This is a genomic window from Acinetobacter sp. WU_MDCI_Abxc222, assembly GCF_025514755.1.
Classification (GTDB): Bacteria; Pseudomonadota; Gammaproteobacteria; order Pseudomonadales; family Moraxellaceae; genus Acinetobacter; species Acinetobacter geminorum.
Genome location: NZ_JAHPVG010000001.1, coordinates 656,715 through 680,057, shown reverse-complemented (window position 1 = coordinate 680,057; position 23,343 = coordinate 656,715). Strand labels below are relative to the sequence as shown.

Annotated in this window: 23 protein-coding genes and 2 pseudogenes; 12 read left to right on the top strand and 13 right to left on the bottom strand. The window is 36.0% G+C overall.

The window, feature by feature from the left end:
* Positions 1 to 74 precede the first annotated feature (74 nt).
* Both KTJ10_RS03225 and KTJ10_RS03220 read right to left on the bottom strand, forming a co-directional pair.
* Complete coding sequence (locus tag KTJ10_RS03225) at positions 75 to 1,400, bottom strand: haloacid dehalogenase-like hydrolase (protein WP_262441342.1); 1,326 nt, start codon at positions 1,398 to 1,400, stop codon at positions 75 to 77.
* Between the two features lie 74 nt (positions 1,401 to 1,474).
* Entirely contained in the window at positions 1,475 to 2,476 is a 1,002-nt protein-coding gene (locus KTJ10_RS03220; RefSeq protein ID WP_262441341.1) for a phosphotransferase enzyme family protein, read from the bottom strand.
* 181 nt (positions 2,477 to 2,657) lie between these two features.
* Here KTJ10_RS03220 and eat point away from each other — a divergent pair, with 181 nt between their 5' ends.
* From eat to KTJ10_RS17990, 3 genes and pseudogenes are all read left to right on the top strand, one after another.
* A complete protein-coding gene (eat, locus tag KTJ10_RS03215) occupies positions 2,658 to 4,073 on the top strand; it encodes an ethanolamine permease (protein ID WP_032056555.1) in 1,416 nt (471 codons plus the stop codon).
* 157 nt (positions 4,074 to 4,230) lie between these two features.
* Entirely contained in the window at positions 4,231 to 4,857 is a 627-nt protein-coding gene (locus KTJ10_RS03210) for a hypothetical protein (RefSeq protein ID WP_262441340.1), read from the top strand.
* Between the two features lie 37 nt (positions 4,858 to 4,894).
* Positions 4,895 to 4,993 (top strand): annotated as a pseudogene (locus KTJ10_RS17990) (aminotransferase); the annotation flags it as partial.
* 22 nt (positions 4,994 to 5,015) lie between these two features.
* On the opposite strand, the gene KTJ10_RS03205 reads toward KTJ10_RS17990, so the two are convergent.
* The 3 genes from KTJ10_RS03205 to KTJ10_RS03195 form a co-directional block, all read right to left on the bottom strand.
* Positions 5,016 to 5,249: a hypothetical protein gene (locus tag KTJ10_RS03205; protein ID WP_024436173.1), complete on the bottom strand. Its 234-nt coding sequence runs from the start codon at positions 5,247 to 5,249 to the stop codon at positions 5,016 to 5,018.
* 341 nt (positions 5,250 to 5,590) lie between these two features.
* Positions 5,591 to 5,707: a hypothetical protein gene (locus KTJ10_RS03200; RefSeq protein WP_262441339.1), complete on the bottom strand. Its 117-nt coding sequence runs from the start codon at positions 5,705 to 5,707 to the stop codon at positions 5,591 to 5,593.
* 172 nt (positions 5,708 to 5,879) lie between these two features.
* A complete protein-coding gene (locus tag KTJ10_RS03195) occupies positions 5,880 to 6,032 on the bottom strand; it encodes a hypothetical protein (RefSeq protein ID WP_199996992.1) in 153 nt (50 codons plus the stop codon).
* Positions 6,033 to 6,417: 385 nt separating this feature from the next.
* Here KTJ10_RS03195 and KTJ10_RS03190 point away from each other — a divergent pair, with 385 nt between their 5' ends.
* The 3 genes from KTJ10_RS03190 to KTJ10_RS03180 all read left to right on the top strand — a co-directional run bounded on the left by KTJ10_RS03190 (position 6,418) and on the right by KTJ10_RS03180 (position 7,546).
* The gene (locus tag KTJ10_RS03190) at positions 6,418 to 6,738 is read left to right on the top strand and encodes a hypothetical protein (RefSeq protein WP_032038393.1); all 321 of its coding nucleotides are present in this window, start codon (positions 6,418 to 6,420) and stop codon (positions 6,736 to 6,738) included.
* A gap of 238 nt (positions 6,739 to 6,976) precedes the next feature.
* The gene (locus KTJ10_RS03185) at positions 6,977 to 7,186 is read left to right on the top strand and encodes a cold-shock protein (protein WP_014206275.1); all 210 of its coding nucleotides are present in this window, start codon (positions 6,977 to 6,979) and stop codon (positions 7,184 to 7,186) included.
* 171 nt (positions 7,187 to 7,357) lie between these two features.
* Positions 7,358 to 7,546 (top strand): hypothetical protein, encoded by a 189-nt coding sequence (locus tag KTJ10_RS03180; RefSeq protein WP_081311961.1) that lies wholly within the window; start codon positions 7,358 to 7,360, stop codon positions 7,544 to 7,546.
* A gap of 99 nt (positions 7,547 to 7,645) precedes the next feature.
* Here KTJ10_RS03180 and KTJ10_RS03175 read toward each other — a convergent pair whose 3' ends face one another.
* The 3 genes from KTJ10_RS03175 to folE2 all read right to left on the bottom strand — a co-directional run bounded on the left by KTJ10_RS03175 (position 7,646) and on the right by folE2 (position 10,584).
* Positions 7,646 to 9,001 (bottom strand): dihydroorotase, encoded by a 1,356-nt coding sequence (locus KTJ10_RS03175; protein ID WP_032053074.1) that lies wholly within the window; start codon positions 8,999 to 9,001, stop codon positions 7,646 to 7,648.
* Complete coding sequence (locus KTJ10_RS03170) at positions 8,991 to 9,551, bottom strand: carbonate dehydratase (protein ID WP_032007519.1); 561 nt, start codon at positions 9,549 to 9,551, stop codon at positions 8,991 to 8,993. The genes KTJ10_RS03175 and KTJ10_RS03170 overlap by 11 nt, the downstream gene beginning before the upstream one ends.
* Before the next feature lie 130 nt (positions 9,552 to 9,681).
* The gene (folE2, locus tag KTJ10_RS03165) at positions 9,682 to 10,584 is read right to left on the bottom strand and encodes a GTP cyclohydrolase FolE2 (protein WP_032007517.1); all 903 of its coding nucleotides are present in this window, start codon (positions 10,582 to 10,584) and stop codon (positions 9,682 to 9,684) included.
* Positions 10,585 to 11,495: 911 nt separating this feature from the next.
* Between folE2 and KTJ10_RS03155 the strand changes: the two genes are divergently transcribed.
* The 4 genes from KTJ10_RS03155 (at position 11,496) to KTJ10_RS03135 (ending at position 15,702) form a co-directional block, all read left to right on the top strand.
* The gene (locus KTJ10_RS03155; protein WP_262441338.1) at positions 11,496 to 12,059 is read left to right on the top strand and encodes a TetR/AcrR family transcriptional regulator; all 564 of its coding nucleotides are present in this window, start codon (positions 11,496 to 11,498) and stop codon (positions 12,057 to 12,059) included.
* A gap of 315 nt (positions 12,060 to 12,374) precedes the next feature.
* A complete protein-coding gene (locus KTJ10_RS03150) occupies positions 12,375 to 13,439 on the top strand; it encodes a catalase family peroxidase (protein WP_262441337.1) in 1,065 nt (354 codons plus the stop codon).
* Between the two features lie 12 nt (positions 13,440 to 13,451).
* Complete coding sequence (locus KTJ10_RS03145; RefSeq protein ID WP_262441336.1) at positions 13,452 to 14,048, top strand: cytochrome b; 597 nt, start codon at positions 13,452 to 13,454, stop codon at positions 14,046 to 14,048.
* A 349-nt stretch (positions 14,049 to 14,397) separates the two neighbouring features.
* Entirely contained in the window at positions 14,398 to 15,702 is a 1,305-nt protein-coding gene (locus KTJ10_RS03135) for an MFS transporter (protein ID WP_262441335.1), read from the top strand.
* An 85-nt stretch (positions 15,703 to 15,787) separates the two neighbouring features.
* Here the strand turns inward: KTJ10_RS03135 and KTJ10_RS03130 are convergent, their stop codons facing one another.
* Entirely contained in the window at positions 15,788 to 16,225 is a 438-nt protein-coding gene (locus KTJ10_RS03130; protein WP_017403077.1) for a DUF2147 domain-containing protein, read from the bottom strand.
* A 512-nt stretch (positions 16,226 to 16,737) separates the two neighbouring features.
* Between KTJ10_RS03130 and KTJ10_RS03125 the strand changes: the two genes are divergently transcribed.
* Positions 16,738 to 17,208, top strand: a complete 471-nt coding sequence (locus KTJ10_RS03125) for a spore coat U domain-containing protein (RefSeq protein ID WP_262441334.1) — start codon at positions 16,738 to 16,740, stop codon at positions 17,206 to 17,208.
* Positions 17,209 to 17,330: 122 nt separating this feature from the next.
* On the opposite strand, the gene KTJ10_RS03120 is transcribed toward KTJ10_RS03125, so the two are convergent.
* The 4 genes and pseudogenes from KTJ10_RS03120 to KTJ10_RS03105 form a co-directional block, all read right to left on the bottom strand.
* A complete protein-coding gene (locus KTJ10_RS03120) occupies positions 17,331 to 18,359 on the bottom strand; it encodes a MerR family transcriptional regulator (protein WP_262441333.1) in 1,029 nt (342 codons plus the stop codon).
* A 214-nt stretch (positions 18,360 to 18,573) separates the two neighbouring features.
* Positions 18,574 to 18,729 (bottom strand): annotated as a pseudogene (locus tag KTJ10_RS03115) (LysR family transcriptional regulator); the annotation flags it as partial.
* A 213-nt stretch (positions 18,730 to 18,942) separates the two neighbouring features.
* A complete protein-coding gene (locus KTJ10_RS03110; RefSeq protein ID WP_262441332.1) occupies positions 18,943 to 20,568 on the bottom strand; it encodes a WD40/YVTN/BNR-like repeat-containing protein in 1,626 nt (541 codons plus the stop codon).
* A gap of 340 nt (positions 20,569 to 20,908) precedes the next feature.
* Complete coding sequence (locus KTJ10_RS03105) at positions 20,909 to 21,607, bottom strand: DUF1826 domain-containing protein (RefSeq protein WP_262441331.1); 699 nt, start codon at positions 21,605 to 21,607, stop codon at positions 20,909 to 20,911.
* Between the two features lie 323 nt (positions 21,608 to 21,930).
* Here KTJ10_RS03105 and KTJ10_RS03100 point away from each other — a divergent pair, with 323 nt between their 5' ends.
* Positions 21,931 to 23,304 (top strand): EAL domain-containing protein, encoded by a 1,374-nt coding sequence (locus KTJ10_RS03100; protein ID WP_262441330.1) that lies wholly within the window; start codon positions 21,931 to 21,933, stop codon positions 23,302 to 23,304.
* The last annotated feature ends 39 nt before the right edge of the window (positions 23,305 to 23,343 follow it).

Genomic DNA, 23,343 nt, shown 5'->3' with positions numbered 1-23,343 from the left:
GAACTAAAACAAGAAATTAAGCGGCTTCTCATGCATACAACATGTATTGTAGGCATGAGAAAATAAGTGAAATACTAATTTTTTGTAGTTTTTGCCGTTTGCGCACCATAACTTAAACTGGCCATTGAAGGTCTAAATTGACCTGTATTGGCATCGCGGCCCTGTAGTAAAAACTTAGTATTGGCTTGACCATAGCCCTGCACAGCCTGCTGAGAAAACTTTCCAATATCAGAGCTTGGGCTGCGCAATCGGTTGATAATCAGAACCTTCTGAGTCGTTGCAAAATCTTGCATCATATTTTGATCGCCCTCACTGTCACCTGCGATAAAAATTGGTCCGTAACCATATTTAGAGACTAAAAAACGCTGGATGGTTGCAGTTTTGCCTTTACCTTGAGTTTGTGCATAGCCATGACGAAACTCGGGTAAAATTCGATTTTGTGCATCTCGTTCTAACTCCATGGCGTAGGCATTTTTTTCATTAATGTTATAGCCAATCTCTGGATTAGAAATAATTTCCTTAATCACATCAATAAAAGATGCCGAACAGACATAGACATCAATGCCATTATCCTGAAAGGCCTTAAATAGATTTTGCATTTCACGGTATGGTCTTAAACCATTTTCCCAAGTGGTTTTCACAACGCCTGCTTGACCCGAAAGTGCAGCGGGAGAGGTCCATGTCACGGGTCCAATCGGTTGCTGCATTTGCCAAGCCACCGTTGCTTTCACCAAATTACGGACTTGTTGTTCGGTAAGCCCAGTAAATAAATAAGTGACCCACGGATATGCAACTTCATGATCAAACGTGTCTCCAATTGCCGCATATAGATATCTCATTTTAGTAATGAAATCGAGATAATGCGGATCTTGTTTAATTTGATCCAGACTTTGCTTACCTTTTAGACCGCTATAGTGGTGATAAAGCCATGTATAGCTGGCAATAATATCTGGGGCAATTTTATCAATATTGACTGCTTGGCCTTGCTGGTTATTGTAGGCTGCTTCAAAATTTTGCGAGCTAATTCCTTTGCGAATAATCTGATTAAGCTGCTCTGGCGTGACATTAAACGCTAAGTGTTCAAGTTGATAAATTAACGTTGCTTCTTCGATGTCTAAAAATACCGAAGTATTGTCAAAGTCAGTGACAATATATGGGCGTTTTTCAGGATTATAGTTAGGGCTATCTTTTCCATAAGTAGCAATCAATTGGTTAAGTTGGTCAAAGTTAAAAGTGTCCCATTGACCTTTTTGTATATATTCCTTTTTGGGAATAGCGACTGCGGGAGGTGTACTTTGTATAGGGTTGTAATTACATGCGCTTAGAGCAAGCATACTTGCCAGACTACTGGTGAGTAATAGTGCTTTGGCAACTTTGCTCAGTTGATGGGTAGCTTGCATAAACCCTTCCTTTAAATTCTATAAAATTTAAAAACTAAAAATTGAAAATGAAGAAAAGCGATCTAAATCACTTTTCAAATTCCTACAGGCATTTGACCGTTTAGATATTTTTTACAAAGACGCACAGTTTCATTGGACCATTGGTCTCCAAGACTTTGAGCCATTTCTGTTTGTGCGTGAGAACCATTCCAAGCCATCATTTGAATGCGGCGTTGCATTATAAAAGTTGGGATCATTTCATATTCTTCAGACTGAATATGACCTACGCGCTCGTAGCCTTTTAACCAGTAATCAACCCAATGAGGTGCATTTGCATAATGTTCATTGAAGCTAATCGCAGCGGCGAGATCATGCATAAACCAGCTCATGCCGCAGTCATCAAAATCGATCACACCGATACGTTCTTGTTGTAGTAATAAATTGGTTAAACGCAAATCGGCATGAATTAGGCCATAGCGTTCTTGGGTTTTACCAAAGAAATTTAAATCTTTCGAAATTTGTGCAATGGCTTCTTCAATCACGCCGTGATCTTGAGGTCTTAAATGAGGTGCATTTTTCCAGTTTCCCCAGTGTCCATCCGCACCGATCATGGTTTCATGATTCCACACAATACGTTGAAAGTTTTCAGGCGCTTGCCATGTCTTACTATGTACATGTAGCTTTGCGGTAATTTGTCCTAGTTGCTCAAATGCAGTGGGGTCAACTTCAACAGTTGGCATATCGCCCTCAACCCAGTTAAAAAGTACCGCATAACGATAAATATCATTCGATAGTTTTAAAGTGATGACGCGCTCACCTGATTGATCTGCAATCGCAACAGGAACTTGAATACCACTCGCATTTAAAGCATCTAACCATTCAAGCTCACTTTGTATATCGAGTTTGCTGTGGTAGTTGGGACGGTGAATTCGAAGTGCATATCGGATAGAGCCAGTTGAAATCTGAAAGGTTGCATTTTCAGACTGACACAGCAGTTTGACCTTTCCTTGATATTCCGAGGGATATTGCTTAATTGCTTGTTCTGCCAGTATTTGTAATTGAACTTGGCTTAAAAATTCATTTTGTTCTACAGACATAACCCAACTCCTCAATTTAATTTTTAAACACGTTCTGTGTTGAGATGCCGTCGATCTTATAAAAGAAAAAATGAATCAACTTGACTTCAAGTGGTCGGGGAGATGTTTTGCTGTCAAGTTTTATGAATATCTTTTGCGCAACTATTGGTGGTGTAAATTTAGTCGATAAGGCAATACGACAATGAAAGAGTCAGAATTAAGCGTAGATGTGGGTGCTCTACAACAGGACGCAGAGTATTTTGCAAAACGTCAGTTAAAAAAGGGGGCAGTAGGTTGGTTACTTTTAGTGGGGCTAGGTGTTTCTTATGTCATTTCGGGTGACTTTGCGGGTTGGAATTTTGGGCTGGCACAAGGCGGCTGGGGTGGGCTCTTTATTGCAACAGTCATCGTCGCGTTTATGTATCTCTGCATGAGCTTTGTAATGTCTGAGATGTCAACGATGTTACCTACCGCTGGCGGTGGCTATAGTTTTGCCCGCGTTGCATTTGGTCCTTTTGGAGGCTACCTCACAGGGACTGCGATTTTAATTGAATATGCAATTGCACCTGCTGCCATTGCCGTATTTATCGGTTCATATTGCGAATCACTCTTTGGAATTGGCGGCTGGGCTGTTTATCTAATTTGTTATTTAGTTTTTATGGGCATTCATCTCAAAGGTGCAGGTGAAGCACTTAAAATCATGTTTGGAATTACCGCCGTTGCTTGTATTGCACTGGTCGTATTCATTGTTGCGATGCTTCCACATTTTGACAGTGCGCGTTTATTTGATATTCCAGTCAGTTCTCATGCAGGTGCAAGTAGCTTTTTACCGTTTGGCTATATGGGAATATGGGCCGCAGTACCTTATGCCATCTGGTTTTTTCTTGCAGTTGAAGGGGTACCACTAGCAGCCGAAGAAGCAAAAGATCCAGTACGTTCATTGCCACGAGGTTTGATTGGTTCAATGTTGATATTGGCATCGTTTGCACTTTTAATCTTATTTTTGGGAGCAGGTGCAGCGGGTTCAAATGCTTTAAAAAATTCAGGGGCACCTTTGGTTGACGCACTCATTGCGGTATATGGTCAGCACACATGGTTGGCAAGCTTTGTTAACTTTGTAGGTCTTGCTGGTCTGGTCGCAAGTTTTTTCTCAATTATTTATGCATATTCACGTCAGATTTTTGCATTGTCACGTGCGGGATATTTGCCAAAAAACTTATCACTTACCAATGAAAATAAAGCGCCATATTGGGCCATTATCATTCCGGGCATTATTGGTTTTTTACTCTCTTTAACAGGTGAGGGCGACTTACTCATTTTAATGGCAGTATTCGGTGCAACAATTTCTTATGTATTGATGATGCTCTCACATATCAAGTTGCGTTTATCTCGCCCTGAATTACCACGCCCGTATAAAACGCCTGGTGGAATGTGGACGTCTTGTATTGCCTTGATTCTTGCTGCTGTTGCTGTAGTTGCAGGTTTAATGGTAAATCCAAAAGTTTGGTTATTGGCCGCGCTGATTTATGTCGGATTTATACTCTATTACTTATTATATAGCCGTCACCATTTAGTGAAAGGCACGCCTGAGCAAGAGTTCGCCATGATTGATGACTGAGTTTGATTGCGATAAAAAAAGAGGCTTCGGCCTCTTTTTTAAGTTTTATACCTCTGTACAAAGAATATAAAAACAGTAAGTAACACTTACTCAAGTATCATTTTAATCTGATTGATATTTATACAATATAGTTACCAGATCACAAGGATATGAACTCATGAAATTTCTAAAATTTCTAACTTTTAGCACCATTCTTACCTTATCCGCACATAGTTATGCGACAGTGGGCGGTGGACAAAAAATTGAAGTATTGGGCTATCAGCAAAAAGAGAAGAAACTTTATGTATTAAGACACTATGAAGATGGTCGAGGACGTCTACCACAACTATATTATTATCTATTAAATAGTAAATCACCTGATAAACTGATTGAAGTTAAATCTCTCTATATCAATCCAAAAACACATAAGATTGATTATGATCAAGATAGTAGAGCGTTTGATAAAGCTCTAAATAAAATTAAAAAGAATTTAACTCCTTTGATCGTAAGTAACAGTAAGAATGTAAAAATTCAGACGTTAAAAACTCATCAGAATCAAGTATCGTCTTGGTTTGATCCTTCAGGAAAGATCACGCAATATAAAACAGAATATGTTGTAAAATCGCCATCCTTACAAAGTAAGCCCCATGTTGCGGTTCATTACACCAAAGCAATAAAAATTTCCCAAAATTATAGCGTGCCTAAACACAATAAGAGGTTGGTTGTCGTTAAATATCTGGGAGTTCCAGAAGAAACTGGTTACAACATTGAAGACTCTGTTTTACTACTTCCTGTGAAAAAATAAGTTTGAGAGCAAATTATTTTCTTGGTTCAAAGCCGCAGCAGTAGGGCATCACTATCTAGATGTTTACAACAATATTGCCGGCATTGGTCATTGTCATTTCGCGATCATTGAAGCGGTAAATAAGCACAAGGAAATATTCATTTATTACTTAGATTGATTCATTCAAGGTCGAGTTGGTCGTCATCTTTGGTGACTTTAATTTTTAACTTCTTATATTTCCGTTTATTGGGATCAATTGCAGAATTTATAACTTCATCTGAAAAAGCTGAACATAACATCAATTTTGCATATGCTCGGTAACCTATCAAAATTCTTCGTAGTGGGTAGTCTGTTCTGGTGGAGTAATAGTCGATTCTGGAGTTCAGTTCTTGTAGCAGAGTCTGCTGTGACATTAGAATAATTTCTGTAAGAGGTGTATGCAGCATATAGTGATTTATCTACTGTAAGAAGAATTATTTTGAAAATGTTATAAATTTTAGATAAATCAAGATTTATATTACATATCAAAGTATTTTAGATATGCAAAATATATATTTATTCTCTTTAAATTTAAGGAGATATGCTGCAAACATAAATTTTTTGATGGTGCAGTAAAGATAATAGTAACAACTCTTTTTAAAGCCACAGTGCACTATGTGTTATAGTCAATTTCGATTAATTATTGGCATTAAAATGGATATCTGTATTGGCGGTATACTTGATGGGAAAAAAAGAAAAGACGATCAAAATCATTTCAGAGTAGATAGTCATTATTCTGATCATGGATCCGAATATAATAAAGAGCATTTTCATCTATATGGGCAGCTTCATACATTTTGGATAAGTGAAGAGATTGATTTTTGTGATGCACAAAGAAGAGTTGAATTAATATTAAATAAAAGATTAGAACTTGTTTAAATTAAAATAAATATATGTATTAATATTTTTTTAGATTCAATGTGGAAAATGAATAAAACGTTTTAATTAATATGATGTTAAACAAAAGCTCTATTTAATATAGAGCTTTTGAGCTATCAATTATTTTATTCCTTTTTTTCTTCATTATTATTTTCTTTAGGATTATTTTCTTCTTCAGGCGATTGTACAGGTTTTTCAGTTTTATCCTCATCAGGTTGCGCATTAGAATCATTTTGGTTTTGTGTGGTTTTTTTTGAAAATTCTTTGAAATCAGACATTTTAAACTTCTTAATAATAGTAAGGAAGCTTCATCGTAGGCCTTTAATTCGCTTACATTGCGGTGATTATGAGAACTCTATGTAGAGATATGTGCCTGAAAGTGCTTAATTCTCGACATAATGTTTCTTTGAACCAAATAGACTGTTGATATATAAGTGGAAGCAAATTTTAATCAAATACAAGAGTTAACATATAGCTAGAGAGCTATTGTTTTCAATGGTTTTTTGATAATTATAATTTATTTAAATATATTATTTTAATTTCTTAATTGGAGGAAATATTTTTAATTAAAGTGGGGGATTCGATCTGTAAATATATTTATACAACATAAAGATACAGTTTTACATGCATACTCAATCAAATTAATTAAAAAATGAGGGAAATATGGATGATGAAATGAAAAAATATTTTGATGTGGCTGAAAGTGTTTACAATAATATTCACTTTAAAAATCAGTCCTCTAAGGATTTAATTGACTGTCTGAATAGACTGTTAATTGAAATTAAAAAAGAAGCAGCTATAAACAATTTACAATTAAAATATCCTGTTATTGATTTTGAAAGTTGTTTAAATAGGCCAATGAAAGAGCGTATTGTTAAAATTGATTTAAGCCTTCTCCCTAATTTTGATAATGAACATGAATTTATTCTTTGGTTGGCGGGATTTGTGAAAAGTATTTCTGTATCTAGGAGTTATTATTTTTAAATTATGGTGTGATAGTAAATAAAATAAATATTTTTTAAATGTGTTGTATAAATATTTATTTGGCGTATACTCAATTTAACTAGAAAAAAAGACTTATTAGTAAATCCTCTTTTAGTATCGTAGTTTTATTCATAATCCTTCGTTTTTTTAAGATCTTAAACTCAATTCGTTATTATTTTTCAAAGTTTAATGAGTCATGAAATATGGCTTTATATTATTAAAAATCAAAGGATATATTATGTCTAATACAGCAATCGGTACAGTGAAATGGTTTAATGAAACTAAAGGTTTTGGTTTTATTCAACAAGATACAGGCCCAGACGTTTTTGCACATTTTAAAGAAATCAGTAGCTCTGGGTTTAAAACCTTATATGAAGGTCAACGTGTTAGTTTTAATATAGCTCAAGGACAAAAAGGTCTTACAGCTACTAATATTATTGCCCAATAATATTTTAAAAATAAAAAAAGCATCTTAGGTGCTTTTTTTTGTTTGATATATCAATAGGATATAATTTGGTACATTTTTCTGATATTTAAAGTAAAAAAAGAGATCATAATAATTATATTAATAATAAGAAGGTCAAAAGAGATGGAACTTAGAGCCGTAAAAATGCATAAAATGTTTAGAGATTTTCATGAAGAAAAGGAACATGGCTATGTAGGGGAATATGATGAAAAACATAACCTTGTAGCAATATATAATACGTTTAAAGAAAAAATGCAGAAAATAGAAGGAACTTATCAATGGATTTTACCTTCATCGGGTGAGGTATTTTTTGTTGAGGAAGATCCGCTATATAGTCGTTAATGGATTTTGCCTCCTACTTTAAGCAGATAAAAGCCTCATTATAAATCGCAATTTAACAATAAATTTTAATTATATTTTCTACTCTAAAATTTGGCGGTGTTATCTGTCTATGTCTAATGCTTTGCCTCGACAGCTTAAAAATAACTGATTTTGATGCCAAGCCAATTGCCCTGACACAATAGTTGTATCGACGTCATAGCGGAAGGTTTTATTTTGAAATGGCGTCCAGTTACATCGCATATAGTTTTTTTGATCTTTAACTGCAATAGCCTCTTTATTTTCTTTAAGTAGAACCAAATCTGCCCAATAACCTTCACGGATATATCCACGATTTTTGAGTTTAAATAAATCAGCGACTTGGTGTGATGTTTTCTTAACCATTGTTTCTATACTTATTTTTTTATCTGCCACAAGTTCCATGAGTGCTGGAACAGCATGTTGAACTAAAGGCAGGCCAGCGGGTGCTTTTAAATAAGATTGTTGTTTTTCGTCCCATGTATGCGGTGCGTGATCTGTACCAATAATATCTAAGCGATTGGACTGAGCAATCGCAGTGATGAGTGCATCTTTGTCTTGTTGAGTTTTAATTGCTGGATTACATTTTATTAAATGGCTAAGCGCAGCATAGTCTGATTCATCAAAACTAAGATGGTGAATACATACTTCAGCAGAAATATGCTTTAGATTTAAAGGTAAATCTTTAAACAAACACAATTCTTTGGCTGTACTTATATGTAAAACATGCAGTTGGGTCCCATATTTTTCCGCTAAAGACACCGCTAAACGTGAACTCTCAAAGCATGCTTGTTTATCCCGAATTTTAGGGTGCATATGTGCTGGAATATATTCACCATATTTCCCGAAATATAAATTTTCTCTTTCTTTAATGCGAGGTGTATATTCGCAATGCGTTAAAAGAATGGTAGGGACATTGGCAAACAATCGTTCAAGAATTTGCGGGTCATCAACTAACATATTGCCAGTAGAGGCTCCCATAAAAACTTTTACACCGCTGACGAGCTTGGGGTTAAGCTGCTCAATAATATCTAGATTTTGGGAGCTTACTCCAAAATGAAAGGCATAATTTGCCATGCTATATTGGGCGGCAATTTGTCTTTTTTGCATAAAGGCATCTAAAGATATTGTTGGGGGATTGGTGTTTGGCATATCCATATAACTGGTAATTCCGCCAATGACTGCTGCCATAGATTCCGAAGCAATACTGCCTTTATGTGGTGAACCTGGATCTCTAAAATGGACTTGATCATCGATCATTCCTGGAATCAGCCAGTTCCCGTTCGCATGAATGGTTTTAGCATTAACAACATGAGAAATTGATGGAGCAATTTTTTCGATTCGACCATCTTGAATAAGTACATCTACAAATTCCTGTTTTCCCTCATTCACTAAATTGGCATCTCGGATAATGATTTTAGAATAGGGTTTAAAACTCATTGTGTAATGCCTTATAGCCTTTGACCAATTCAATATTTGTTGAGACAACACTCTCGGAAAACTCACTAATAGAGATATCAACCGGAGGGTATTGGTTTAAGTCGGTTTTAGAGTTGATGTAGCTCATTGCAGGGACATAAAAATGGTTCGGTAAATCACGACCATCGACGACTGCGTTATGACGAATAGCACTGTGATGACCGACCTTAGAGTTAAATATGACGCTGTTGAAACCGACAAAAACATGATGACCAATTTCACAAGGCCCATGAATAATTGAACGATGAGCAATTGATGTATTTTCACCAATTACAACTGATGCACCAGCTTTGGAGTGAATCACAACACCATCTTGAATGTTGGAATTTGCACCAATAATGATAGGTTCCATCTCTCCATTTTCGTCGGTTTCATCTGCACGAATCACCGCATAAGGGCCAATAAACACATTGGCATGAACAATGACTTTGCCGCAAATAATAGCGGTCTGATCGACATAGGCTGATTGATCAATAACAGGGAGATGGCCAGATGGATTTTTACGTAGCATTGGATTACCGTTTAAATCTGTTTATTTAAGTTGGGATATTGAGGGTAGTAAGTTGAAACTATTTAATTTGTGACAAACAACAGTCATTTTTGTAAAAATCTTGATCAGTTTCAGATATATATAAAATATCCTACCATTGCCATGACCCTTTTGCCACAGCATCATGCGCATGTAGGCTTTCTGCATGAGTCACTTTAAATTTGAAACCATGAATATTTTTGTGATGTATAAACGAACCATAAAGGCGTCTTAATGCATCTTCGCAGAACATTAGATTTTGACCGTTGGCAACCGCAAATGCCTGTTCATCAATACGCTTCACGGCAGTTTGCACAGGAGTCATTAATGCCAGTTCAGCTTGGTTTATAAATTCGATGAGTGGAATGTTTTGAAGATTTTGATCTAATTTAAATTGAAGGAGGGCAAAACTTCTTTGGCTATGGGGCGTTGCTGCAATTGCATCTGTGGTATTTAACCAGTTCATAATGTCTTGTTGGTTAAGTCGAATTTCTTGATTTTGTAAGGCCGACTCAAACCGTTGTTGAATAATATTTCTTGAAAGTGCCGCAGAGCATGGGCAGGTTGAAGAATAGGGGATCTCGACTTTTAATTCTGCCTCAAATTGATCATTAGAAAGTTGGCCTGACAAAACAAAAGGATAGCTTTTCCACCCTGAAAGCTTGCTGACTAAGGCTGATCGCTCGATATAAAGTTTACTGTGAATTTCAATTTTGGCATGCTGCGATAAATCTTGATGGCTGTCTAAAAAGTCCTCTAAAACTAATTTTAAATCAGGCATATTTATATTTTCGAGTGATGTTAACTCTAAAAGTCGTGTGTAAAGACGCGACATATGAATGCCTTTTGCTAAAGGGTCATCCAGACTGACATAAGCATTTACGTGGCTTGGGCATAAGGTATTTTCAATTCGAACGGGTAATGCAATGTTTTCCATGCCAACCCAATCAAGGCGGTGGCTATAAGCATTTGGTAAAGTTGGCTCGGCAGATATATCTGGGAGAACAAGGTTCATTTATTAGCGGCTTATATTGTGATGTTAATGTTATGTTATAACATAACATTAATGGGTGGCAAGTTTGCTATAGGCCTTAATGGAGTTAAATAACATTGAATAAGTAAACATAGATATATAAGCTCCTTGTCTCTTTCCGTAATGGTAGGACGGGAGAGGGACACCTATGGTGTGCTAGTTGAGTGACTAGTCTGTCAACCCTTTTCCGTTTTGCCACCATAACTTTGATGTTTTGGCAGAACTTCTAATAAAAAGAGAAGCTAACGGTCATTTATTAAAGCCTAAGCTCAAATATTTACTTTAATTTTCAATCCCAATTTAACAATAAATTTTAATTATTTAGCCTTAGTTTTTTAATGATCTATTTTAAAACAAATGTCATTTTGTGTGCTTGACTGCAATAAATGTGAAGCTTATCCTTTGCCTGCTGGCCACATTGCCAGTCGGTTTTAGCAGACCGAGATGAAAGATCGCATCAGAGTTATTCCGTCTGAGGGATACTCTTATGTGTAAACTCCTCGTTCCCTCCCGTAGCGGTAGGACGGGAGAGGGACACCTTCGGGTGTGCTGGTTATATCTTTCACCAGTCTGCTAACCCTTTCTCGTTCTGCCACCATAAATTTAATGTCTGGCAGAACTCTAAATAAAAAGGAGTTGGCTTTGCACATCCATTATTTCTTGGCTCTCAATGCCAAAAGCTATAACGACACAGCTTAAAAAACTAAAGCAGCTTGATTGCCCTAAGGTTTTCAAGCTTTAAATCGTCACGACCAAAAAACTTACTCAACAATAAAACTTGAGATGTGCCAAGCACAGTCTTTATAGGCTTTGCTGTGCCTTTTTTCTCCCAGAAAAGGCAAAGGTTTTTTATCTCATTTATATACAACAAGAATTTTTATAACGGTAAAACTATGCCAAAGTTAGTTCTCTCAACACGCGCTATTCAAGTTATTAATACGTCGATTGATTTATTTCAGCATCACGGCTTTCATACGGTTGGGGTCGACAGAATTGTGAAAGAGTCAAAAATTACTAAAGCGACCTTTTATAACTTTTTTTATTCAAAAGAGCGGTTTATTGAAATCTGCCTAATTGTGCAAAAAGAACGTCTAAAAGAAAAAGTGGTTTCAATTGTTGAGTACGACCAAGGCTTAAGCGTGAAGGAAAAACTTAAGAAACTTTATTTCTTACATACTGATTTAGAGGGACTGTACTATTTATTGTTTAAAGCCATGTTTGAAACAAAGCTGACCTATCCAAAAGCCTATCAAACAGCGATGAGATATAGAACGTGGCTCATCAATGAAATCTATAGCCAGCTTAGAGCAATCAAAAAAGATGCGACTTTTCAGGACGCCAAGCTATTTTTATATATGATTGAAGGCATAATTATTCAGCTTTTAAGTTCAGAACAGAAAGATGAGAGAGAAAGGGTGTTAGATTGTTTTCTCATCTCTATGATCAATCATCACTAGTTTATGAGCTCGCTTTTAAAAAGATCACCTCTTCGGACTCTTTCGGTCAATGTGGGAGCTTCTAGATTCTTCGTTCCCATGCTTTATTTATCTCCATTCAAATGTAATAAGATTAATACTAACCCTGAGGTGCGTACCTTATATGATCGGGAAATAAATATTATATTAAGGCTTATCTCTATTGGATCCAGAACTTTCGGGATTTTATTTACTGAGCTAATTTTGAACGTGATTCCGTCAATGTAAGTAAGTCTCTTTTGACATGATCAAACTCTTTTTTAGGGATGCAGCCATACAATTTACACAGGATGAAGAATGAATAATTTGAATTTTAAGACTCTAAAGAAGTATTGGCTGCGATTCGTGGGTATTGCTGTAATTGCGGGCTCCTTAGTATTGGCATTTGCTTGGGTCGCCGGTCTATTTGGACATCGCACCACAAGCAAAACTTTTTTGGGAGACTCATTAAATAACTTTGATCCCGGATATAGACGTGCACACGGTAAGGGTATTTGTTTTGATGGCACTTACCACAGTAATGGTGCGGCGGCGACACTCTCTAAAGCCACGGTATTTGCCAAGTCTGATATACCAGCAATTGGCCGATTTTCTATTGGAAGTGGTAACCCGCATGCGGCAGATAATTCTACAGCAACAGTAAGTATGGCTTTATTACTTTCCGCAGCTGATCATTCACAATGGCGCATGAAATTAAACAACTTTCCCTATTTCCCTACACGAAATGCAGAAGGTTTTTTGGCACAGCAAAAAGCATTTAAACCAGTTCCAGCTACAGGCAAACCCGATCCAGCCCTTGTTGAGGCTTTCTTAAAAGAATATCCAGAAGCACGTAAGTCTATTGAGCAAAAGGCGAAGATGCCATTAACCGGTAGTTTCAGCGGCGCAGAATTTTATGTCGTAAATGCTTTTATATTGCGGGCTGCCAATGGACAAGAACAGCCAGTTCGTTGGTCTATGCGTCCTCATTCAAAATTTATTAGCTTGACGAAAGAACAACGTGATCAAGCTGGCCATGATTTCTTATTTAAAGACATCAAAAAACGTTTGGCTGAAGGGCCGCTATATTGGGATTTGGTTTTGCAACTTGCCGAGCCGGGAGACCCAGTGAATGACCCGTCTCAACCTTGGCCAAAAGAACGTAAAGAAGTGATAGCAGGAACATTGGAAGTCAAAAATGTAACTGAACAGGTAAATGGCGTTTGCCGTGACATTAACTTTGATCCAACACTAGTTCCACCCGGAATTGAGTTATCAGATGATCCAGTACTCGCCGCACGAGCAGGCATCTATTCACAGTCTTACAATGCTCGCTTACGTGAAATTGGATTTGGCAAAGCAACGGATGCCGTGGGCAAATAGGAGAGATCAGCCATGCAAAACAAATCTAACAATAATGCTCCACGTCATTTTAATTTGACTGCTCGAATACTACATTGGCTTATAGCGGTAGCGATTTTGGCGATGCTATTTATTGGTGTGGGAATGACAACCTCAATCACTTGGCGTCCGTGGTTAATCGATATCCATCGTCCTTTAGGAATCGCAATCTTATTATTGGTCATCATAAGATTAATAAATCGACTCTATTTTCCAATTCCACCTTTGCCACCGACTGTACCGCGCTGGCAGGCATTTATGGCCCATGCATCACATTGGCTGCTCTATCTTTTGATGTTTAGTTTGCCATTGCTCGGATGGGCTACGCTATCGGCAGGTAATTGGCCTGTAACTCTATTTCCGGGTTGGGATCTTCCACCAATCGCTCCAACCAACTCGACGCTCTATGCATGGTTCCGTACTCTACACGGAGTTTTGGCTTGGCTACTATTTGCTGTGGTTATTGGTCATCTGTCTGCTGCGTTATTACATGCATGGATTTATCGCGATGGCGTATTCTCAAGTATGGCTTTGGGCTCTTCTAAACCATCAAGTAATAGGTCTTCTGCTGAAAAGAAGAATGCTGATTGAGGGGAGTGATTTAGCTCTTAAGCTCAGATTAGGCGGACGAGAGGGAAAAGATTTTCGATTGTTTTTTTAATCATCTGTTTGAATCTAAAAATAATTTAAATAATAGGATGTATGGTTTGCTTGTTTTTTTGTTAGATGAGCAGACCATAGCCCCTGTGCAATAAGTTGAGATCATTACTTCGACATAATCAAATCACCAGATCTAACTTTTTGTTTATATTATAAAAAAATAATATTTTGACTTTGTTGGCATATTATTGCTATTTTATTTTACGTTAATCGTAAATTGATTACGTATTGCATAATTAAAATGAATTAATTTAAAGCATGTCATGGAGAAGGGAATACCATGAAAGAAGTTGCATTAAGTGATCTGATCAATCAGCAGAAAGTTGGACGCTATCAAAAATTTATTCTGACCACCTGTTTATTACTGATGATTATGGATGGCTATGACATTCAGTCTATGGCTTACGCGGCCCCAATGATTATAGAAGAATGGGGTGTTCAAAAATCCATGCTAGGAATTGTGTTTAGCGCCAGCTTATTTGGTTTGTTTGTCGGATCATTTTTATTAAGTTCACTCTCTGATCGTTTTGGCCGCCGTCCCATCTTACTGATCTCGACTTTTATGTTCTCGGTATTGATGCTGGTGACACCACATGTGGGCAATATTGAGCAATTGACAGCAATCCGCTTTGTTACAGGAATTTTTTTAGGAGGGATCATGCCAAATGTTATGGCTTATAGCTCCGAAATTGTTCCATTCAAATCTCGTATTTTTACCATGATGGTCATTTCTTGTGGCTATACGGTAGGGGCAATGTTAGGGGGCGGTATATCCGCCTTATTAGTTCCTTGGGGAGGCTGGCAGGCAATTTTCTATTTTGGCGGTATTGTTCCTTTAATTATTTTCTTTATCACATACTTTAAGCTGCCAGAATCTTTATATTTTTTGAGTGAAGATCATAAAAATAATCCTAAGATTTTATTTTGGTTAAAGAAGTTTTATCCCGCATTAACATTCAATTCAGAAATAAAAATTATTAATAACACTGAAGTTGAGGTTAAAAAGTCGCCGCTTGAGTTGTTTAAAAATCAGCGTGCATTTTTTACCTATTCCATCTGGATTATCAGTATCTTAAATATGATCAGTTTATATTTTCTGGCAAACTGGTTACCGACTTTGGCCAAAGAGTCAGGACTCTCACTAAATCAGGCATTGTTGATCGGTTCCACTCTACAATTAGGCGGTACGATTGGTAGTGTGGTGATGGGCCTTAAAATCGATAAGACAGGATTTTATAAAGTATTAATTCCTGTTTTTTTGGTTGCAGTGATGAGTGTTGCTTTAATTGGCTATGCGGTTAGCCATATTGTTTTATTGTTTATTATCATTTTTATTGCTGGCTTTGCCATTGTTGGTGGGCAACCTGCCATTAATGCACTGTCTGCCAGTTATTACCCAGTTTCACTTCGTACTACAGGGGTGGGCTGGAGCATCGGAATTGCCCGTTTGGGTTCGGTCATTGGGCCGTTATTTGGTGGCTACCTTTCCCAATTTCTGGTCATTACCCATTTATTCGTGATTGCTGCAATACCTTCGCTACTCGTCATTATTATGCTGATGATTCAAGCTAAGTACCGATCATAAAAACTATTACATGCATCATGCACATATTGACTGTAATTATGATCGGTAAGTAGTTACAAAGAGTTGGTTACTGCTACTTCATGAGCTATTTAACTCGATACCACGTTTGATTTCGACCAATCGCAGAGATACCAATGTATCCACGTGCAGTAAGTTTTTCACCATCTGGGGATACTGTTAAGCTAAAGCGATAGGTTTTATCCGACTGTGGGTCGAGAATAGAACCTTTGTCATATTTATTTTGACCCACACTTTTTAAATTTTTGACGATGGTTAAACCAATCAAAGATTTATTTTTATAAGTACCTTCGCACATCGTACATTTGTTGGCTTCACTTGGAACAAGTATTTTTTCGATGTTTGCAGAGAGGTTGCCATTTTTATCTTGGCTAAATCTTACCAGCGCTCGAGGTTGATTGGTTGCGTCATCAATGGTTTTCCAAACACTGCCATGTAATTTGTCCGATGCAAATGAATGAACCGAATAAAAGCTGAATAAAATTAATAATAAATATTTTTTCATATCAATGGTTTCTCGAATTAAAAATAAATGGTTTTAAAGGCCAGAATTATTCATTTTAAATTTAACTTCACAATTTTCTTAGTATTGAATCTATAAGCTAAACAATATGTAAAGTTATAATCTATTTGTTTGGATATTATTTTGATCGGTTTTTTTATGCAATTGCGAGAATGGACAGAATGATTAAGCAAGGTTTAAAAGCAGATTATAAATTATTGATAATTTTTAGAAGTAGTAGGGTGATTAAACTACATACAGTTTGATAAATAATGACAAATTTTATGCTTAGGAGAAATAAAAAACATCCACTACTTTTTAAATTAGTTAGATTGCGTGTAACTCATCACAAATAATAAAAATAATATGCAAATCATGTGATTAGTATAGATTGACACTGTGCAATATTAAGTCTTATAACTAAACAATCCTGAAAGCTGTTTCTTTAATAGGAACAGGAAAAACACAATATAAAGATGAATAGACATTAGAACAAAAAGTTAAGGAGAGAAGAAATGAAAGTCATTAGACATGCTTTATTTTCTCTGATGGGAATGTTGACAATAAATAGTGCAGATGCTGGAAATGCATCTACATCATTGAGGGTCAGTTTAACCATTCTAGAAACTTGTGAAGTTTCCACACAAGGAAACTTAGATTTTGGTTCAGTTGAACGTGCTCAGCCAGTTCCTACTGCAAGAACGGATGTAACTGTGCAATGCAGCAAAAATACACCCTATCAATTGGCTGTAACCTCTGACAATAACTTTGAACTTAAATCTGCTAACAGCCCAGCATCTGTTGCATATGTACTGTATCAAGATGCGGGCCACACTCAAATTTGGGGAGGGATGGCGGATAAAATACGTTCACGAATTGCGACTGGAATGAAAGAAAATATTCCTATTCATGGAGCGATCATATCAACTACGAATGTTCAGGCGACCAAGTATGAAGATTGGGTTCGTGTGAATGTTATATATTAATTTTGAAAACAAAAATAATCATAAATATCAAAACTAATTTATCAAAAAACTGTTTTTAGGGCAGAATAGAATATTTTAAAAAGCTACACCAAAATATGGTGTAGCCAGTTGTTTTGATAGAACTAAGCACCACGCATTAATGCTGCTACTGCTTTTTCCAGAAATTGTAGAGTCACTGGTTTGAGCCAAGTACCGTCAGCAAGGCTTGGTTCACTTTGCATTGCTGTACGGATTTTCTCTTGAGTACTTGGGTTTTTGCCAGCATAGCCTTGTAGCATAGAGAGCCATTGTTGTGCCAAACGCTTTGCTCCATCACTATCTGGTGTGACCTCGGCATCAATCAATTTTTCAATATCAACCAATAATTGAGGCCATTTTTTCATCTCACGAATATAATTCTCTTTTAGAAAAATAAACTCATCGTCAGATAAATAACGGGCAAAAATACTCAGCTTACTCTCAGAAAAAGCTTTAAGTAAAAACTCAACAACTTCTGGCTTTACGCCTAATTTTTCCTGAAATTCAGGTTCGGCTGAGTTTATGGCATTTAGTTTAACTAACCATTCTGGGTTAGCTCGCGTATTGTGCTCAAGAGTTTTCATCCACTTTCGAGCTAGGTCTTGAGCTGCTTCACTGTTAGATGGTTCACCAGCATTAAATAGTGCATTTGCTGCTTGAGTTAACTCTTGCCATTCTTGGTGGCTTTTAGTGCCTGCTTGTAAGAAAGTCAGTTTTTCAAGCTCTTCTTTTGTAAAGTATTTGTCAAACATCGCGATAAGCTCCAGTGTTTTTAGCCAATCCTCCAAACCAAGCTCTTCACCCCTTATGATCTGAGATTTAAGTTTGCTGAGCTGATTTCGCAATTTCTTTTGCTCTGTCAGCCTTTGATCAATTGCTTGAATCTGCTGATCAATAATCGGTAAAAGCGCAAGATTGGGGTCTTCAAGAACCGTATGGATTTCGGCTAACGACATTCCCAGTCCTCGTAATGCTTGAATCTGATGCAAACGAGTAATGTCTTTGCGGGTGTATAGTCGATAACCTGCATCGGAACGGACCGAAGGCTGAAGTAAACCGATATCGTCATAGTGATGAAGAGCACGGACAGTAAGTCCTGTTTGCTTAGCCAATTCACCAACTTTTAACAGCATCTTTTTAGCTCCTTCTTCCTTAGGCGTGTTTTATGCTAGGGGCTTACGTTACGTGAGGGTCAACTACTTTAAATCATATTTTTCATTATTTTTGCTTTGGTAGATATCCGAATTTATCTCTTTATTTGAATAATTACCTGAGTTTCATTGAGAGATCTTAAAAGGCAGTCTTTTAAAGTGAGTTGGTTTAATAATTCCTAATGAGCTCGGCTATTCAGTCAGAAAACATCCATACTGCTGGTGAAAGAAAACGCTGATGTGGATAAAGTAAAGTCACGGCAACAGGTGGTGGACACCAATCTTGTAATACTGCGATTAGTCATTTTTCTTTTAAGTGATCTATCACAAGTCTTTCTCCAAGTTGAGCGAGTTAGTATGCTCATGTTGGTAGGTCTGGGAATCGCTCTTTTGTATGACAAGTAAGAAGCTTTTAAGCGAATATTATTTATATAGTAGAATGAACTGAAATTTTACATTATTAAATAGCTAGGGAAATTAAGAAATACTGTTTAAAGACTTCTCTAAACAGTACTAATTTTTTACTAATAAATGTAATAGCTATGTTTATAGATTAAACATAGTACTATTTTGATAAGTCTTTTAAATTTCTGTAGTAGGTACTATAAAGAGTCTTCCAACTTTGACCTTTATCATTTGATATTTTAACCAAGGCATATTGGCCAGAATAAAGAATATTAAGAAGTGCTCCTGAATTTAAAGGAACGATAGAACTAGGAGCCATTATTTGATGCATTTGCCAAGTCTTACCTGCATCTTCTGAAATTGCTAATTTGTCCCAATTAAATTGTGCACCTGATATATACAGGTCTCCCCGTTTTGAAACTTGGGCAGGAAAAACGTTTACTTTAAAGGGGCTATTAACTTTTTGCCATGTTACACCATGATCATTAGAGTTAAATAGATTTGAGAATATACCTGCAAAACCACGCTTTGACGTGATTACGCTAATTGATTTATCTGGGTTAACTACTAGTTGAGATATATTCTCATTGTTGGGTACTTTATTTTCAGACCATTTTTTTGTTGTATAATCATAATGATTAATTTTTCCATACATATCTGCATAGCTAAATCCTTGTTCATCCTCCCACATCCAAAATCCACTTAATCCCCAAAAATTATCAAGAATATCTTTTTGTACAATTGGTTGCCAGTTGCCATTTTCTAGGCGATTACTCTTATAAACTGTAGCTTTACGACCCGTTATATGAGATAGAAACCATCCGTTTTGATCATCACCAACGATAGAGGAAATTATGCCGATTGGTAAATTACCACTGTCAATTGGTGTAAGAACATCACTTCCTTTTAAATGTTTATAGAGAGTATTCATTTCACCATAAGCTAGAAAATCAAAGTTATAATTTTCTTTTATAGTTACACAATCAAAAGCTAAGTTATCATTACTTTGAAAAATTTTAGTTTTTTTATTAGTGTCTTGTAAGGGTAAGAAAAAAACTGAGCCAATTTTGCTAGATGCTATAATAGTATTATCTTTTAGTTCTTTAAAACATTGCATACCAAAGGGAAGTATCTTGCTTTCATCACCTATCTTTTTTTCTAAAGTTGAAACTGGTTGAGTCCATCCATTCAAAATTTTATCTTTATAAATTGCTTCTAGATAATTGTTTTTTAATTTATTAATTAAATCCTTATTAGAAGAATGTTTTTCAGATCTTGCTATCAAGTAAGCATCATTAGCATGGGTTAAATTAATACGTCCTAAATCGGTTGTGGTATTTTCTAGTACTTTAAACGTACCCATCGGATGAGGTTTATCTTTATCATTTAAATTAATAAATTGGAATTTACCTGAAAGATAAGGGTTTAGAGATGGTTGATAGTTGCTCAGTTCAACAATACGATATTCACCAGCAGGTAGTTGTCCACTATAAATAAATGTAGATCGAGCGACATCTGAATTTATTATTTTAATTTCATAAATTTTATTATTTTTCTGTATTGCCGTTTTTTCTGTAAGGCTTTCTATTTTTAAAGAAGGATAAATTATTCCACTATTAAAACTAATACTGAGTACAATAGGATTTAGTTTTTCATCCGGTTTTATAGTTTCCAGCACTCCTTTTGCTTGTTTATTCGTTATTTTCGGTTGTGGCGTCGTTGCACATGCCTGTAAAAGCGCGATCGCTATTAAGGTAACCCCTAATCTTAAATTAAATTTACTCATTTGTTGTGGATTCCATTTTTAGAAAGTATTTTAAAATGAAGTATTTAAAGTGTCTATTTGATCGAGCGTGATATTACTATAATTGCTAGTATTGATGGAATATTTATAGATAATTTATGACTAATAAATTTTTAAATAAACTGATTCGTTGAGCTTAAAAATTATAAAAATTATTTTGAGTTCTTGTGTGCATTAAAAATTCTGTTTCAAAGGGCTAAAGTCTGTTTTAAATAACGGGATTGACTTAAAGTGAGTTAAATCAAAGTATTTAAGAAAAGAGTAAAACTAAAGCTTAAATTTTATAGAGGCCACATTCAATTAAGATATATGGAATAAACATTTAACAAATCAACAGCAATCGATATTCACCATCTTTTTCAACAGGTGCTCGGTGAACACAAGGTAAAACCTTTTGAGTGGGATGATCTACTGCTAAACGCCAAATATGTCCCGTACCTAAATTTACAGGTTGAGCATTGGGTTTAGGCTGATAATGCAAATCAAAAAAATACTCTGCCAAAAAAGCTTCAAATTCAGCATCAGAGCCATCATGTAATTCTTTGAGCTTTTCTCTAATTTCTGGAATTAAAACTTTTTGTTCAACCTGATCATTGGGCACAATATCACTGGCAGCGCCGTGATAGGTACATAAGAATGTATCGGTTTCAATGGGAGAGCGATCAACATGGAATGAATATACATCGGTTGAAATGAAATCTAGTTCTTCATCGCGTTCATAGTTCTTAAGCAAATTAAGTATAGGTGATGCACCAAAATCAGTTAACAGGTCGATATCTTCTAAAATAGTTGTCCTTGCTAGATTACCTTTTTCTGAAAGTTGTAGGTCTAACAAGTCTTCAATGGAAACTTCTGTAATGTTTTCTTTTAACTGAAGTTTATTCACAATTTCTTTAAAGTCGCCTACCAAATTTCTGTGCCAGCAAATCGCATTTGTCTCTCCTTGAAACTTTGTATTTACAAGTTCAGGGAAACTAGACACTTTTCTAATTTGGTTGCTGTCAGAAAATGCGTTCTTCATAGGAGAGTTAAAATAAACCAGAAGCCGAGTCGCATAATATACACTGAGCTATCTATAGTGGCTAAATGATATTTCTCATTAAATAAGTTAATTGCTATTAGTATTCAAACCTTGTGTAGCCCAGTAGAGGCATGTATCGTTAGGGAACAATATTTTAAAATAATAGAGTGTTTGAAAAGTAAGTCTGTTCAATTCAAGCGCTGGAATGTGCCACCACAATTAAAACAATATCGATCTCAAGATGAGTCCTAGAACAGTAAATAACACATGACGTTTTATTGGTGAAAATTGACAGGATATATCACTGATCAAGCTTGGGGTTTATGAAGAAATATTTTACGGTTGATGTATTTATGATAGCTTCGTCTTACTTTAAAAAACGCAAAAAAAATTACCGTACCGTAAAAGATCAGCAGCTTACAATCGCAGCAAAAGCAAACATCTTTATTTGTATTATTTTTTGTTTGTTTTGGACCATATATTTCGCATTTTCACGAATGTGGTTAATTGTTTATATGGACATCTTTTTTACACTGATCTCCATATTTAGCCTTTTTCTCATTTATATAAACCGCATTTCAGCGGGTATTCTCCTCTCACAATCGGTTCTTCTCGTTTTTCCAGTCGTTTTTTGCCTATTTTTTGATATAGCTACCGTTGATCGTCCACAGGTAGCTCATTTGTTTTTACCTGCTGGGGCGATATTGGGATATTTAAATTACCGTAGAAATCCAAGCTATTTACAATTCATTTTAATTTTATTGTCGATTGGGTGTTTTATATTTTTTAGTGGCAGCTCTTTTAATCTTGAGAGTGCTATACCGCTATCTGAAGATATTCGTGATCATGGGGGATGGATAGCAACTTGTGTTGCGACACTCATGATTTGCATTTCAATTTATACCATGCAATTAGAGATACAAATAGAAAACAGCATGGTGAAAGACTTACGCTTAGCGCTTGCTAAACAACAGTTTGAGCTTTTTTATCAACCACAAGTCAATGCCTCTGAAACACTGATAGGCGCGGAAGCCTTATTAAGATGGCATCATCCTGTTTCAGAATATATTCCTACAAAAGATTTTATTCCGTCGGCACAAAGTTTTGGCTTAATGCCAGAGATCGGGGAGTGGGTATTGGCTCAAGCCTGTAAAGTTTTACATGACTGGAGCAAAAAAGCCGAGACTAAAGATCTTACGCTTTCAATCAACATTAGTCCTGATCACTTCATGCAACCAAACTTTGAGCAAACTGTGATTGGGTTGATTCAAAAATATGAGGTCAATCCATCTCGGCTCATATTAGAAATTACTGAAAATATTGCTTTAACGAATTGTGTAAGCATGATCGAAAAAATGCAGTTCTTATCTAAACAAGGAGTTCAGCTTTCTCTTGATGATTTTGGTACAGGTTATTCATCTTTAAGCTATCTACAAAAAATGCCCATCAGCCAAATCAAAATTGATCGTAGTTTTGTACAGGCGGCACTGGATGATAAACGTAGTAATAAACTCGTCACTGGTATTATTAAAATTGGACTGGATTTAAACCTTCGCGTGTTAGTAGAAGGCATCGAAACTCATGAACAATTTAGTACTTTTAAAAGTAATGGATGTACTGAGTTTCAAGGCTATTTGTGGGGCTGCCCCATGCCTTTAAATGACTTTTTAAAACTGTTATCCCTTTTCAAAAAATAGGCAAAAGGATAATTAAAAATCTTAATTTAACAGCAGAAT

What these genes read in the sequence shown, in the direction of transcription:
- KTJ10_RS03225 (WP_262441342.1), bottom strand. Translation starts at nt 1,400, where the DNA reads ATGCAAGCTACCCATCAACTGAGCAAAGTTGCCAAAGCACTATTACTC.
- KTJ10_RS03220 (WP_262441341.1), bottom strand. Translation starts at nt 2,476, where the DNA reads ATGTCTGTAGAACAAAATGAATTTTTAAGCCAAGTTCAATTACAAATA.
- eat (WP_032056555.1), top strand. Translation starts at nt 2,658, where the DNA reads ATGAAAGAGTCAGAATTAAGCGTAGATGTGGGTGCTCTACAACAGGAC.
- KTJ10_RS03210 (WP_262441340.1), top strand. Translation starts at nt 4,231, where the DNA reads ATGAAATTTCTAAAATTTCTAACTTTTAGCACCATTCTTACCTTATCC.
- KTJ10_RS03205 (WP_024436173.1), bottom strand. Translation starts at nt 5,249, where the DNA reads ATGTCACAGCAGACTCTGCTACAAGAACTGAACTCCAGAATCGACTAT.
- KTJ10_RS03195 (WP_199996992.1), bottom strand. Translation starts at nt 6,032, where the DNA reads ATGTCTGATTTCAAAGAATTTTCAAAAAAAACCACACAAAACCAAAAT.
- KTJ10_RS03190 (WP_032038393.1), top strand. Translation starts at nt 6,418, where the DNA reads ATGGATGATGAAATGAAAAAATATTTTGATGTGGCTGAAAGTGTTTAC.
- KTJ10_RS03185 (WP_014206275.1), top strand. Translation starts at nt 6,977, where the DNA reads ATGTCTAATACAGCAATCGGTACAGTGAAATGGTTTAATGAAACTAAA.
- KTJ10_RS03180 (WP_081311961.1), top strand. Translation starts at nt 7,358, where the DNA reads ATGTTTAGAGATTTTCATGAAGAAAAGGAACATGGCTATGTAGGGGAA.
- KTJ10_RS03175 (WP_032053074.1), bottom strand. Translation starts at nt 9,001, where the DNA reads ATGAGTTTTAAACCCTATTCTAAAATCATTATCCGAGATGCCAATTTA.
- KTJ10_RS03170 (WP_032007519.1), bottom strand. Translation starts at nt 9,551, where the DNA reads ATGCTACGTAAAAATCCATCTGGCCATCTCCCTGTTATTGATCAATCA.
- folE2 (WP_032007517.1), bottom strand. Translation starts at nt 10,584, where the DNA reads ATGAACCTTGTTCTCCCAGATATATCTGCCGAGCCAACTTTACCAAAT.
- KTJ10_RS03155 (WP_262441338.1), top strand. Translation starts at nt 11,496, where the DNA reads ATGCCAAAGTTAGTTCTCTCAACACGCGCTATTCAAGTTATTAATACG.
- KTJ10_RS03150 (WP_262441337.1), top strand. Translation starts at nt 12,375, where the DNA reads ATGAATAATTTGAATTTTAAGACTCTAAAGAAGTATTGGCTGCGATTC.
- KTJ10_RS03145 (WP_262441336.1), top strand. Translation starts at nt 13,452, where the DNA reads ATGCAAAACAAATCTAACAATAATGCTCCACGTCATTTTAATTTGACT.
- KTJ10_RS03135 (WP_262441335.1), top strand. Translation starts at nt 14,398, where the DNA reads ATGAAAGAAGTTGCATTAAGTGATCTGATCAATCAGCAGAAAGTTGGA.
- KTJ10_RS03130 (WP_017403077.1), bottom strand. Translation starts at nt 16,225, where the DNA reads ATGAAAAAATATTTATTATTAATTTTATTCAGCTTTTATTCGGTTCAT.
- KTJ10_RS03125 (WP_262441334.1), top strand. Translation starts at nt 16,738, where the DNA reads ATGAAAGTCATTAGACATGCTTTATTTTCTCTGATGGGAATGTTGACA.
- KTJ10_RS03120 (WP_262441333.1), bottom strand. Translation starts at nt 18,359, where the DNA reads ATGCTGTTAAAAGTTGGTGAATTGGCTAAGCAAACAGGACTTACTGTC.
- KTJ10_RS03110 (WP_262441332.1), bottom strand. Translation starts at nt 20,568, where the DNA reads ATGAGTAAATTTAATTTAAGATTAGGGGTTACCTTAATAGCGATCGCG.
- KTJ10_RS03105 (WP_262441331.1), bottom strand. Translation starts at nt 21,607, where the DNA reads ATGAAGAACGCATTTTCTGACAGCAACCAAATTAGAAAAGTGTCTAGT.
- KTJ10_RS03100 (WP_262441330.1), top strand. Translation starts at nt 21,931, where the DNA reads ATGAAGAAATATTTTACGGTTGATGTATTTATGATAGCTTCGTCTTAC.